A 12998-nucleotide genomic window follows, 5' to 3' on the forward strand; every position below is an offset into this window, starting at 1 on the left:
CTCAGCGGGCGGTGTCCGCCACCGCCTGCGCGAACACCTCGGAGCGGTGCTCGAAGTTGCGGAACCGGCCGTAGCTGGGCGCGGCCGGGGACAGCAGCACCACCCCGCCGGCCGGGGTGAGCTTGCGGGACAGCCCGACGGCGGCGACCAGGTCGTCGGCCAGTTCGGTACGCACCGACGGCAGCCCGGACAGCGCCTCCACGATGCGGGGGCCGCTGTCCGGCACGCCGATCACGGTGATCTCCCGATCGGCCAGGTGCGCGCGCAGCGGGCTGTAGTCCAGCCCTCGGTCGGCGCCGCCGACGATCACCGTCAGCGGCCGTCCCTCGTACGCGTCGATCGCGTGCATGGCCGCGTACGGGCTGGTGGCGAGCGTGTCGTCGACGAACGTCAGCCCGGACGGGTCGGCGATCTCGGTGAGCCGGTGCGCCAGGCCCTGGAACTCGGCGACCGCGACGGCGAGGCTGTCCTTACGCGCCACCACGTCGACGCCGAGCGCGTCCAGCACGGCGAGCGCGACGCAGAGGTTGCCCTCGTTGTGCCGCCCGACCAGCGGCAGCACCGCGCGCGGGAACAGCGGCGTGTCCCGCAGGTGGAACCACTGCGTGCCGTCCGGGCCGGTCGCCACGTGCGTGGTGTCCGGCGAGCCGGCCCGGATCGCGGGCCGGTCGCCCAGCTCCGCGGCCAGGCGCGGGTCGGCGCCGTTGACGACGACGGCGTGCGGTCCGTGCGCGATCAGGTTCAGCTTGTCCCGGTAGTACTCCCGCTCGCCGCCGTGCGCGTCCAGATGCTCGGGGAACAGCGCGGTCACCGCCGCCACCCGGGGCGAGTCGGTCAGGTCGGCGCACTGGTAGCTGGACAGCTCCAGCACGTACAGCTCCGCCTCCGGCAGGTCCAGCAACGGCACCCCGATGTTGCCGCCGAACACGTTCGGCCGGTCCATCGCGGTGAGCAGGTGGCTGACCAGGCTGGACGTGGTGCTCTTGCCCTTGCTGCCGGTCACCCCGACGGTCCGGTCCGCGTGGTCGGCCATCCACAGCGCGCTGCCCTGGGTCACCGGCACGGACCGGCGGCGCAGCTCCACCATCCACGGGTGGGTGTTCGGCACCCCGGGCGAGCGGACCACGACGTCCGCGGCGGCCAGCCGCTCGAAGCCCTCCTCGCCGGTCACAAGCGGCGCCGCGTCGGCCAGCGGGCCCTCCCAGGGCAGGGTGAGGAAGTTGGCGCTGTCGTCGACGACGACCAGGCCGGCCGGCCCGTGCGCGGCGATCGCGGTCACCGCGGCCCGGCCCTCGCGGCCGGCGCCCCAGACGGCGACATGACGTCCGCGCAGATCAGACAGGCGCACGGGCTCTCCTCGGACTCGGTCGGTGCACGGCGGTCGGGGGTCGGCCCAGCCGGACACGGGCGGACGAACCAGGGCCTAGTATGGCGTGTGCCCAACGAGCAGCTGCGGCGGATGGACGCCTTCACCTTCCCGTCCTACTCGATCGACTTCGCCACCGGCGAGGTCCTGTTCGACTACGCCCTGACCGGTCCCGACGGCGAGCAGCGATTCACCGAGGTGATCACGCTTCCGCTGCCGTCCGAGCCGGTCACCGACGCCACCGCGGCCACCCTGGCGCGGGTCCTGGAGCTGCTGCACGTCGTCGCCGGCGTCAGCTACTACAAGGCCGCCGCGCCGCCCCGGCTGGTGCTGCCCGCGCCGCTGGGCGCCGCCGCCGTCGAGCTGGTCACCGCCGTCTACACCAAGGGCCTCGCCGAGTACGCGTACCGCAACGACCTGCCGTACGTGCTGGAACTGCGCCCCGAGGTGCCCGCCGGGACGGTGGACCCGGCGACGCCGCTGGACAACTCCGACAGGCGTCCGCTGTCGGCGGTGGGCGGCGGCAAGGACTCCATCGTCACGCTGGAGGCGCTGCGCCGCGCCGGCCTCGACCCGGTGCCCTTCTCGGTCAACCCGAACCACGTGATCGTGTCGGTGAACGAGGCGTCCGACCTGGTGCCGCTGGCCGCCCGGCGGCGGCTGGACCCGGTGCTGTTCGAGCTGAACGCCGCGGGCGCCCGCAACGGGCACATCCCGGTCACCGCGATCAACTCGCTGATCGCGGTCGCCACCGCCGTGCTGCACGGCCTCGGCCCGGTGGTGATGTCCAACGAGCGCTCGGCGTCCGACCCGAACCTGATCTGGCAGGGCCACGAGATCAACCACCAGTGGTCCAAGGGCGTGGAGGCGGAAGGGCTGCTGCGCGCGGCGCTGGCCGAGCACGCCGGGCTCACCGAGCCGTACTTCTCGCTGCTGCGCTCCCTGTCCGAGCTGCACATCGCCCGGCTGTTCGCCGAGATCGACAGGTACGACGCGGTGGTGACCAGCTGCAACGCCGCGTTCAAGCTGCGCGACGCGAGCGAGCGCTGGTGCCGGGACTGCCCGAAGTGCCGCTTCGTGTTCCTGGCCATGGCGCCGTTCATGCCCCGGGAGCGGCTGACCGGCATCTTCGGCGGCGACCTGCTGGCCGACGACGCCCAGGTGCCCGGCTACCGGGAGCTGCTCGGCGTCGACGGGCACAAGCCGTTCGAGTGCGTCGGCGAGGTGGAGGAGTCGGTCGTGGCGCTGAGCCTGCTCGCCCAGCAGGACCAGTGGCGCGACGCCCCGGTGGTACGCGCCCTGGTCGCGGCCCTGCCCGACACCGCCTGGCAGGCGGCGGCGACCTCCGACGTGTTCACCCCCGGCGGCCCGAACTTCGTCCCCGCCCTCTACGCCAAGGCCCTCACCGCCCTAACCTGACCCCCACCCGGTCCTCGCCCCGCCCCCGCCCCGCCCCGCCCCGCCCCGTCGATCATGAAGTTGGCGGGGCGAATTCGGGCGAAACACCGGCCCAACCTCATGATCAACACCCGGCACCGCCGATCTTGGAGTTGTGGCACCGCACAGAACGGGTGCTTCGGGGCACTCTGGGCGCCATAACTCCAAGATCGGCGAGCTCAGCCCGGGCCGGGGGTGGGTCAGGGGGTGCGGATGGCGTCCAGGGCCAGCAGCGCCACGTGCAGGGAGAGGCATCTGTCGACCGAGTCCAGGTCGGCGTCGAGGATGCGGCCGATCCGGGCCAGCCGCTCGTAGAAGGCCGGCCGGGACAGGTGCGCCGCGGCCGCCCCGGCCGACTTGTTCCGCCCCTGCTCCAGGTACGCGCGCAGCGTGCCGAGCAACTGCTCGCGGGGGTGCTGGGCGTCGTACGTGAGCAGTGGCCCGAGTTCACGCTCGACGAACGTCTGCAACCGGGGCTCGTCGCGCAGCAGGTGCAGCAGACCGGCCAGCCCGACGTGCGGCAGCCGGTAGCAGGGCAGGTCGCGGGGGTCCCGCCGGGCCGCCTCGGCGATCTGGCGCGCCTCGACAAGTGAGCGGCGCGCCTCGCGCAGACTGCCGACGCCGGAACCGGCCGCCACCACGATCGTCGGCCGCGACGGGACCTCGACCGGCCGCGCCGGCCGTCCGGACGCCGAGCGGTCGGCCGCGGACCGACCGGACTGCGGGGACCTGTCGGCCGGATCCGAGGGGCGAGAGGCCGGAGGGCGGGCGGGTGCGGCGTCGAGGCGTACCCGGCGCAACGCCGTGGCGAACGCGGCGAGTGCCTTCTCCTCGGCGGCCGCGTCGGGCAGCGCCAGCAGCGCCCCCACCGCGTGGTCGTCGACGGCGCTGGTCAGGGCGGTGAGTTTGGCGTCCCGCACGGCCTGGCCGACCGCCTCGGCGAGGTCGCGCAGGCGGGCCGGGCCGGCCTCGGGGTCGGCGTCGGCGCCCGGGCCGGCGTCGGCGGCCGGCTCGTCGCCACGGTGCCGGACCACCACGCCGACCAGGTGCCGGCGGTCCAGGACGACGCCGAGCGCTTTGGCGCGCAGCGCCACCTCGTCCACCGGGCGGGAGTGGTCGATGAGCGCGGTCAGCAGCGTGCGGTGGATCTGCCGTTCCAGGCCCTCGGCGTCGCGCCGGATCAGGCGTCCCAGGGCCAGCGTGGAGGCGGCCCGCTCGATCAGGATGGTCAGCCGGGTCGGCGGGGTGGACTCGGCGACCGGCCAGCGCAGCAGCAGCCGTCCCCAGTCCTGTCCGCGCGCCCCGACTGTGGTGACCAGCCAGCCGCTGCCCGGGTCGTACGCGGTGCGCCCGGCCGGGCGGATCTGCCGGGAGTGCTGTTCCCAGCCGTCCAGCAGCAGTTCCGCGTTCTCCCCCGCCGGGTCGTACGCGAGCACCTGCCGGGACAGGTTCTCCAGCACCATCGGGCAGCCGGCCAGTTCGGCGGCCTGCCGCAGCACCTCGGCCGGTTCGGCGCCCTCCACGGACAGGTCGGTGAACCGCTGGTGGATCTCCTCGGTGGCGCGCAGCTCGGTGAGCTGGGCGTCCACGATCAGGCCGTGTACCGCCTCGGTGATCCGGACGAACGGGGTGCCCCGGCGCAGCTCGACCAGGGGCAGGCCGCGGCGTTCGGCGGCGGCGGCCATCACCCGGGGCACTCCGGTGAGGTACCGGCGGCCCAGCTCGACCACCAGCCCGGAGGCGCCGACGTCGGCCAGGGTGCCGATGAACTCGCGCAGCCCGGCGTCGTCGGTCGGCAGCCCGATCCCGGTGGTCAGGACCAGTTCCCCGCCGCCCAGCAGAGTGGCGATGTCGGGCACCTCGGCGATGTGCACCCACCGCACCGGCCGGTCCAGCCCGGCGTTCCCGGCGACCAGGCGCGGCGCACCGTGGCGCATGGGCACCAGGTCCAGGACCTCACGCACGGTAGGAAACACGGGCGACACGCTACCCTGCGTCACCGTCGTTGCCGAGGGCCGCACCGGCCGGCTCGCCGGGGAGGACGAGCCGGCCGACTGCGGGATCAGTCGACGCCGAACTCCATGGCGGCCCGGTCGAGCGCCTCGTCCTCGGCGGTGGGCACGCCCCGGGACGCGATGGCCTCGGCGCCGCCCTGCGGCATGGCGCCGATCAGCCCGGTCGAGGCGGCCTGGGCGGCGCCCACGACCCGCTGCGGGTTGCCGCCGCCGACCATGCCGACGGAGGCGTACTGCTCCAGCTTGGCGCGGGAGTCGGCGATGTCGAGGTTGCGCATGGTGAGCTGGCCGATCCGGTCGGCCGGACCGAACGCCGAGTCCTGGGTGCGCTCCATCGACAGCTTGTCCGGGTGGTAGCTGAACGCCGGACCGGTGGTGTCGAGGATCGAGTAGTCCTCGCCCCGGCGCAGCCTCAGCGTGACCTCGCCGGTGACCGCCGTGCCGACCCAGCGCTGCAGCGACTCGCGCAGCATCAGCGCCTGCGGGTCCAGCCAGCGGCCCTCGTACATGAGGCGGCCGAGGCGACGGCCCTCGTTGTGGTAGTTCGCCAGCGTGTCCTCGTTGTGGATGGCGTTTACCAGCCGCTCGTACGCGGCGTGCAGCAGCGCCATGCCCGGCGCCTCGTAGATGCCCCGGCTCTTGGCCTCGATGATCCGGTTCTCGATCTGGTCGGACATGCCCAGGCCGTGCCGGCCGCCGATGGCGTTGGCCTCCAGCACCAGGTCGACGGCGCTGCCGAACTCCTTGCCGTTGATCGTCACGGGGCGGCCCTGGCCGAAGCCGATGGTGACGTCCTCGGTGGGGATCTCCACAGACGGGTCCCAGAACTTCACGCCCATGATCGGCTCGACCGTCTCGATGCCGGTGTCGAGGTGTTCGAGCGTCTTGGCCTCGTGGGTGGCGCCCCAGATGTTGGCGTCGGTGGAGTACGCCTTCTCGGTGCTGTCCCGGTACGGCAGGCCGCGCTCCAGCAGCCACTCCGACATCTCGGTGCGGCCGCCCAGCTCGGTGACGAAGTCGGTGTCCAGCCACGGCTTGTAGATCCGCAGCTGCGGGTTGGCCAGCAGGCCGTACCGGTAGAACCGCTCGATGTCGTTGCCCTTGAACGTCGAGCCGTCGCCCCAGATCTGCACGTCGTCGGCGATCATCGCCCGCACCAGCAGCGTGCCGGTCACGGCCCGGCCCAGCGGGGTGGTGTTGAAGTAGGCCCGCCCGCCGGAGCGGATGTGGAAGGCGCCGCAGGTCAGTGCCGCCAGCCCTTCCTCGACCAGCGCGGCGCGGCAGTCGACGAGCCGGGCGACCTCGGCGCCGTAGGTGTGGGCGCGGCCGGGCACCGAGGCGATGTCGGGCTCGTCGTACTGGCCGATGTCGGCGGTGTAGGCGCACGGGACGGCACCTTTGTCGCGCATCCACGCGACCGCGACCGAGGTGTCGAGGCCGCCGGAGAAGGCGATGCCGACACGTTCGCCGATGGGCAGGGAGGTGAGAACCTTGGACACAAGGAAGATTATGCACGGTCTCGCATGGTCATGCAAGCCGTACGTCAGAGCGGGTCGTCGCGCCCAAGCTCCCAGAACGCCACCGCCGCGGCGGCGGCCACGTTCAGCGAGTCCACGCCGCGCCGCATCGGGATCACCACCCGCACGTCGCTGGCCGCCTGCGCCGCCGCGGTCAGCCCCGGCCCCTCCGCCCCGAGCAGCAACGCCGCCCGCTCCCGCTGCGCCGGGGTCAGCCGCTGCATCGGTACGGCATCAGGCGCGGGCGTCATCGCGAGCACGGTGAACCCGGCCGCCCGGACCTGGTCCAGCCCCGCGGGCCAGCTGTCGAGCTTCGCGTACGGGACCGCGAACACCTCGCCCATGCTGACCCGTACGCTGCGCCGGTAGAGCGGGTCGGCGCAGGTCGGGGACAGCAGCACCGCGTCGACGCCGAGCGCGGCGGCGCCTCGAAAAACAGCCCCCAGGTTGGTGTGGTTGTTGACGTCCTCCAGGATCACCACGCGCCGGGCGGCGGCCAGCACCTCGTCGGCCGACGGCAGCGGCCTGCGGTGGAACGACGCGAGCACGCCCCGGTGCACGTGGAAGCCGGTGGCCCGCTGGAGCACGTCCGGCGTGGCCGCGTACACCGGGGTGTCGCCGGTGTCGAGGTCGGCGAGCTGGTCCACCCGCTTGGCGTCGACCAGGTACGACCGGGCCGGGTAGCCAGCCCGCAGCGCCCGCCGCAGCACCAGCTCCCCCTCGGCGATGAACAGCCCGTGCGGCGGTTCCCAGCGCGTACGCAGCTCCACGTCGGTGAGCGCGCGGTAGTCGGCGATCCGGTCGTCGTCGGGGTCGGTGATCTCGTGGACGGGCACCAGGCGATTCTGCCCGGCCCGCCCGGTCGCCCCGGCACGGGCCGGGTTTCCGCCGCCCCGGGCGGGGAACGGAGCCGAAGGCCGACGCGACGGAGGGACCACGATGGGCGCGGATCACGACGGCAACCTCCCCCGCGACGCCACAGTTGCCGACTACCTGGTGGCCCGGCTCGCCGAATGGGGTGTGCACCGCTACTACGGCTACCCGGGCGACGGGATCAACGGCATGACCTCGGCGCTGCAACGCGCCGAGGGGCGTGCCCGGTTCATCCAGGTCCGGCACGAGGAGACCGCCGGGTTTGCGGCCGGCGCGCACGTCAAGTACGGCGGCGGCCCGCTCGGCTGCGTGGTGGTGACCAGCGGTCCGGGCGCGATCCACGCGCTGAACGGCCTCTATGACGCCAAGCTCGACCACCAGCCGGTGGTGGCGCTGCTCGGGCACACCGCGCTGCCCGCCGAGGGCGGCGGCTACTACCAGGAGGTGGACCTGCTCTCGCTCTACAAGGACGTCGCGTCGGCCTTCCTGGCCCAGCTCGACGACCCGTCGCAGGCCCGGCATCTGGTGGACCGGGCCTGCCGCACCGCGCTGGCCCGGCGTACCGTGACCGCCCTGGTCCTCCCCTCCGACGTGCAGGACCTGCCGGCGGTGCCGCACCCGCCGCACGCGCACGGCTACTACCACACCAGCGCGGTGCCGAGCAGCGAGCCGACAGTGCCGCCGGAGGCCGATGTGCGCCGCGCCGCCGAGGTGCTGCGCGGCGGCGAGCGGGTGGCGATGCTGGTCGGGCAGGGCGCGCTGGGCGCCGAGGACGAGGTACGCCGGATCGCCGACCGGCTCGGCGCCGGCGTCGCCACCGCGCTGCTCGGCTTCACCGCCGTCGACCACCGCCAGCCCTGGGTGACCGGCGCGATCGGCCTGCTCGGCAGCCGCCCGAGCTGGCAGCTCATGCGCGAGTGCGACAGGCTGCTGATCGTCGGCAGCCAGATGCCGTACTCGGAGTTCTACCCGCCGGAGGGGCAGGCCCGGGCGGTGCAGATCGACATCGACGGCACCCGGATGGGGCTGCGCTACCCGACCGAGGTGAACCTGACCGGCGACGCCGGGCCGACGCTGCGCGCCCTGCTCAGGGAGCTGGGCCCGGGGCCGGGCCCGACCGCCTGGCGGGCCACGATCGCCGACGCCACCGGCAAGTGGCGGGCCTCCCAACGCGAGGTCGCCGCCCAGCCGGCCGAGCCGGTCAACCCGCAGTCGCTGTTCGCCACGCTCGACGACGCGCTGCCAGGCGACGCCATGCTCGCCGTGGACTGCGGCACCGCCACCGCCTGGTACGCCCGCCACGTGCGGGTCCGCCCCGGCATGCTGGCCAGCCTCTCCGGCACGCTGCTGTCCATGGGCGGCGGGATGCCGTACGCGCTGGCGGCGAAGTTCGCCCACCCGGACCGCCCGGTGATCGCGCTGCTCGGCGACGGGGCGATGCAGATGAACGGCGTCAACGAGCTGATCACTGTGGCGAAGTACTGGCGGGAGTGGTCCGACCCCCGGTTCGTGGTGCTCGTGCTCAACAACCGGGATCTCGCGTTCGTCAGCTGGGAGCAGCGCTCCGGCGAGGGCACACCGATGTTCCCGGACAGCCAGGACCTGCCGGACGTGGCGTACCACAGGTGGGCGGAGGTGCTGGGGCTCGGCGGCGAGCTTGTCGACTCCCCCGGCCGGGTGGACGGCCTGTGGCAGCGGGTGCTCGACGCGGACCGGCCGGTGGTGGTCAACGCGGTGGTGGACCCGGCCGAGCTGATGCTGCCGCCGCACTTCACCGCCGAGCAGGCCCGCAAGACCGCCGCGGCGGTGCTGCGCGGGGACAGCGACCGGGCCGGCATCGTGCGCCGCGGCGTACCGGCCGCGCTCGCCACGTACCGGCCCCGCCGCCGGGGCCGCTGAGGCGTCAGGCCCGCTCGTAGCGCAGCAGCACCGACCGTCCGTCGAACTGACGCGTCTCGACCAGCCGCAGGTGCTGGCGGGCCAGGTCGGGCAGCACCTGCCGTCCGCCGCCGAGCACCACCGGGTGCACGATCACGTGGAACTCGTCGACGAGGCCGAGCGCGGCCAGCGCCGTCGCCGCGCCGGTGCCGCCGGTGACCAGCAGGTCGCCGGGGAAGCGCTCGCGGACCTCGGCGAACTCCTTCGCCAGGTCGCCGCCGCCGACCACCACCGCGCCGTGGGGAGCCTCGGCGAGCGTGCGGGAGACCACGACCTTCGGGGTACGCCGCCAGATCGGCGCGAACGCCAGGTCGTGCGGATGGTCGGAGATCGACTCGACCTGCGGCCAGTAGGCGGCCATCATCTCCCACACCCGCCGCCCGTAGACGAAGGCGGCGGCCCGCTCGGACAGGTCGATCGAGTACGCGGACAGCTCCTCCCCCATCTGCGGCCAGTCGAACTCGCCGTTCGGCCCCTCGATGAAACCGTCGACCGACGTGTGCACCCAGTAGATGACAGTGCCCATGATGTGTTCCTCCGCGTTGCGGCGCGTCCCGGTCGGGCGCGCTCGCCGGTGGGTCGGAGCCGTCCGGCCGGATCCGACAACCCGGCCGGCTGCCCCCTCCAGGCCAGGCTACGGTCCGGCGAGCCGCCGCTCGATCTCGTCCGCCGTGGCAGTGGCCCCGATCCGGGCAGCCACCGCGTGGGCGCGCCGCCAGACGTCCCGGGCCGCCTCGGCCCCGGTCAGCCGCTCCACCGCCCGGGCGAGGTCCATCAGGGCCTCCACCTGCAGCGGCGGGCTGGCCGTCAGGTCGCCGGCCGCCTGTTCGAGCAGGACCCGCGCCCGCGCCGGCTCGCCCGACATCAGGCTGATCCGTCCCTGGGCGTACCGGGCGTAGGCCAGGTACGCCGCGACCCGCGTCTTGCGGGCCTGCTCCAGGGCGGTGTCGGCGTACCCGGCCGCCTCGCCCAGCCGGCCGTGCCCCGCGAGCATCGCGGCGACCTCGCTGAGCAGCGCCACCTCACCGAGCCGGTCACCGTGCCGCCGGACCAGATCCAGTGCTTCCAGGTACGCCGCCCGGGCCTCGTCCACCGCGCCGCGGTGGTCGTGCCAGCGGCCCGACGCGCGTAGGCCGAACGCGAGCGGCCGGGGCGTGCCGGCGGCCCGCAGCAGCGCGACGGCCCGGGCGAGCGTCTCCCCGGCGGCCGGATCGCCTTCCTGCAACTGGAGTACGCCCAGCCGGACGAGTTTCGGTCCGGCGGCGACCTCGTCACCGGCTTCCTGGTACAGCTCGATGGAGCGGACCAGGCTGGCGCGTGCCGACGCCCGGTCACCCAGTCCCTCGTACACCTGGTTCTCGACGCCGGCGATGTCGGCCCGCAGCCAGGGTTGGGCGAGCGGCTCGGCCGCCGCGGCGGCGGCCTGCGCGTAGCCGAGCGCGGCCTCCAGGTCGCTGCGCAGCAGGGCCGCGAACGCCACGCAGAGCCGGAGCCGGGCGATCCCCTCGGGGTGCCGCCGGCGCTCGGCGGCCGCCAGCCCGGTCTCGGTGACCCGGGTCAGCTCGTCCAGCCGGGCGTCGACGAACAGGTAGTAGTCGCAGTGCCAGGCCAGCGCCCAGGAGTAGTCCTCCAGGCCGGGCGTCGCGGCGGCCTGCTCGACGCTGTCCAGCAGGGCGGCCCGTTCGGCGCTGAACCAGCGCTTCGGGTCGCTCAGGTGCTCGCCGGTGGGCGCCGGTGACCTCGGCAGGTCGGCGACGATGGCGGCGCCGCCCTCGTGACTCAGCGCCACCCGGGCCTGCTCGACGAGCGTCAGCCAGGTGCCGAAGACACGCCGCAGCACCTCCGGCCGTTCCCGCGGCCCCTCCTCCCGCGCGGCGCGCTCCCGGGCGAAGGCGCGGACCAGATCGTGGAGGTGATAGCGGACCTGGCCCAGCTCGTCCGGTCCGGTCACCTCGACCAGGTTGGCCTCGACCAGGCCGGTGACCGCGTCCGCCGCGCCCGCCTCGTCGTCGAGCAGGACGGCGGGCAGCCACGGCGGCGCCCGGTCGAGGTCCAGCACCGCGAACCGGCGCAGCAGCCGGCGGGCCGGCTCGTCCAGCGCCACGTACGCCGAGTGGAACGCCGCCCGTACGCTGCGGTCGGCGCGGGTGAGGTGGTCCAGCCGGTGCGACAGTTCGGCGAGCTGCGCCGCCGCCTGCCGCAGCGACGGCACGCCGGGTATCGCCAGCCGGGCGCCCGCGATCCGCACCGCCAGCGGCAGCAGTCCGCAGTGGTGGACGACGTCCGACGCGGAGCCGGGCTCGGCAGCGACACGGTCCGCGCCGATGATGCCGGCCAGCAGCCGCAGCGCGTCCGCCTCGGGCAGCGGGTCCAGTCGCAGCTGGTAGGCGCCGTCGACGTCGACGAGCGCGCGCCGGCTCGTGACCAGCACGACGGTGTCCGTCCCGGGCAGCAGGGGGCGCACCTGCGCCGCGTCGGCCGCGTTGTCCAGCAGCACCAGACCGGGCCGCTCGGCCATCGCGCCCCGGAACAGCGCGGCGCGTTCCTCCAGGTCGGCCGGGATCTCCGCGCCAGGCACACCGAGCGCCCGCAGGAACCGCCCGAGCACCTCGACCGGAGGCGACGGATGGTCGTGCCCGTTCAGGTCGACGTACAGGTGCGGACCGGGGTACGCCGCGCCGAGGTGGTGGGCGATCCGGACCGCCAGCGCGGTCTTGCCGACGCCGGGCAGGCCACTGATCGCCGTCACGGCGACCGCCGGCCGATCCGGAAGCCACTCCAGGACCGCCGCCATCTGCTCCTCCCGGCCGACGAAGTCGGTGAGGCCCGCCGGAAGCATCCGGACCGGCGGGCGTCCGGCACCGTCCGGTCCGGCGGCTCCGTGTTGTGCGGCGGCGGCCTGGCGCGTTCCGGAGGCGGCCGGGCGGTCCGGCGGCGCGACGACCGGCCCGGCGTCGGGTGCCGCCCGCAGGCTGGGGTCGTTGCGCAGGATCAGGTCGCGCAGCCGGATCAGCTGCGCCGTCGGGTCGACGCCGAGCTCCTCGGCCAGGCGACGGCGCAACTGGTCGAACCGGTCCAGCGCCTCGCCCTGCCGGTCCGCCAGATAGAGGGCCCGCATGAGCTGGCCCACGAGCGACTCCCGCCACGGGTACGCCTCGACCAGTTCGGTGAGCCGGCCGATGACGCTGTCGTACCGGCCGAGGCCCAGCTCCAGGCCGAGGCAGCGCTCGACCACTGTCATCCGCCGCTCGTCGAGACGCTGCGCCGCGGCGGTGAGCGCCGGCGTACGCAGGCCGTCGAGCGCCGGACCGCGCCACATCGCCAGCGCCTCGCGCAGCCCGGACACCGCCTCCTCCGGGGCGCCGCCCTGGTCGAGTCGCCCCTCGGCCCGGCGTACCCGTTCCTCGAAGACGTCCAGGTCGAGCTGACCGTCGGCGACGGTGAGCAGGTATCCGGAGCCGTGGGTGCCGATCACGTCGCCGGGCAGACCGGCGGCGCGCAGCGCCCGTCGCGCCGCCGCGACCCGGTTGCGGACCTGGACGTCCGCGCTCGCCGGCGGATGGCTGCCCCACGCGGCGTCCATGAGGCGGGACACCGGGACGATCCGGTTGGCTTCCAGCAGCAACGCGGCGAGCATTGCCTGACTGCGCGGGCCACCGACGCGGACCGTACGGTCGTCGAGGCACACCTCGACCGGGCCGAGCAGCCGAAACATGACCGCCGGCACCATTCGCTCCCCCCGAAGCGCGCGGACCCGGGCGACCACTTCATGATCGCCCTCCGGCCCACCCTAGACGAGGTCGCGCGAGGTCAGCGAGTAGCGCGTCCCAGCGGTGGCCGCGGGGACGCACC

8 protein-coding genes are annotated in these 12998 nt (G+C 74.3%); 2 read left to right on the forward strand and 6 right to left on the reverse strand.

Going from position 1 to position 12998, the window contains the following annotated elements; genetic code table 11:
- Position 1 precedes the first annotated feature (1 nt).
- Positions 2 to 1348, reverse strand: coding sequence for a UDP-N-acetylmuramoyl-L-alanine--D-glutamate ligase (gene murD, locus AMK25_RS27730; RefSeq protein ID WP_073831326.1), 1347 nt, complete (start codon positions 1346 to 1348; stop codon positions 2 to 4).
- An 87-nt stretch (positions 1349 to 1435) separates the two neighbouring features.
- Here murD and AMK25_RS27735 point away from each other — a divergent pair, with 87 nt between their 5' ends.
- Complete coding sequence (locus AMK25_RS27735; protein ID WP_073831327.1) at positions 1436 to 2785, forward strand: hypothetical protein; 1350 nt, start codon at positions 1436 to 1438, stop codon at positions 2783 to 2785.
- Between the two features lie 218 nt (positions 2786 to 3003).
- On the opposite strand, the gene AMK25_RS27740 is transcribed toward AMK25_RS27735, so the two are convergent.
- The 3 genes from AMK25_RS27740 to AMK25_RS27750 all read right to left on the reverse strand — a co-directional run bounded on the left by AMK25_RS27740 (position 3004) and on the right by AMK25_RS27750 (position 7174).
- The gene (locus AMK25_RS27740) at positions 3004 to 4779 is read right to left on the reverse strand and encodes a PucR family transcriptional regulator (protein WP_443189932.1); all 1776 of its coding nucleotides are present in this window, start codon (positions 4777 to 4779) and stop codon (positions 3004 to 3006) included.
- Between the two features lie 86 nt (positions 4780 to 4865).
- A complete protein-coding gene (gene argG / locus AMK25_RS27745; protein WP_073831329.1) occupies positions 4866 to 6317 on the reverse strand; it encodes an argininosuccinate synthase in 1452 nt (483 codons plus the stop codon).
- 44 nt (positions 6318 to 6361) lie between these two features.
- Entirely contained in the window at positions 6362 to 7174 is an 813-nt protein-coding gene (locus tag AMK25_RS27750; RefSeq protein WP_241826527.1) for a TrmH family RNA methyltransferase, read from the reverse strand.
- A 100-nt stretch (positions 7175 to 7274) separates the two neighbouring features.
- On the opposite strand from AMK25_RS27750, the gene AMK25_RS27755 reads away from it, so the two are divergent.
- The gene (locus AMK25_RS27755) at positions 7275 to 9107 is read left to right on the forward strand and encodes a thiamine pyrophosphate-requiring protein (protein WP_073831331.1); all 1833 of its coding nucleotides are present in this window, start codon (positions 7275 to 7277) and stop codon (positions 9105 to 9107) included.
- Between the two features lie 4 nt (positions 9108 to 9111).
- On the opposite strand, the gene AMK25_RS27760 is transcribed toward AMK25_RS27755, so the two are convergent.
- Together AMK25_RS27760 and AMK25_RS27765 are read right to left on the reverse strand one after the other, a co-directional pair.
- Positions 9112 to 9672: a dihydrofolate reductase family protein gene (locus tag AMK25_RS27760; RefSeq protein WP_073831332.1), complete on the reverse strand. Its 561-nt coding sequence runs from the start codon at positions 9670 to 9672 to the stop codon at positions 9112 to 9114.
- A gap of 108 nt (positions 9673 to 9780) precedes the next feature.
- Positions 9781 to 12861 (reverse strand): AfsR/SARP family transcriptional regulator, encoded by a 3081-nt coding sequence (locus AMK25_RS27765; protein ID WP_158070680.1) that lies wholly within the window; start codon positions 12859 to 12861, stop codon positions 9781 to 9783.
- Between the last annotated feature and the right edge of the window lie 137 nt (positions 12862 to 12998).

The sequence above is a fragment of the Micromonospora sp. TSRI0369 genome (genome assembly GCF_001905625.1).
Classification (GTDB): Bacteria; Actinomycetota; Actinomycetes; order Mycobacteriales; family Micromonosporaceae; genus Micromonospora; species Micromonospora echinospora_A.

Excerpts from the sequence above, each read along its gene's own strand:
- AMK25_RS27755 (WP_073831331.1), top strand. The coding sequence starts at position 7,275 with ATGGGCGCGGATCACGACGGCAACCTCCCCCGCGACGCCACAGTTGCC.
- AMK25_RS27760 (WP_073831332.1), bottom strand. The coding sequence starts at position 9,672 with ATGGGCACTGTCATCTACTGGGTGCACACGTCGGTCGACGGTTTCATC.
- AMK25_RS27765 (WP_158070680.1), bottom strand. The coding sequence starts at position 12,861 with ATGTTTCGGCTGCTCGGCCCGGTCGAGGTGTGCCTCGACGACCGTACG.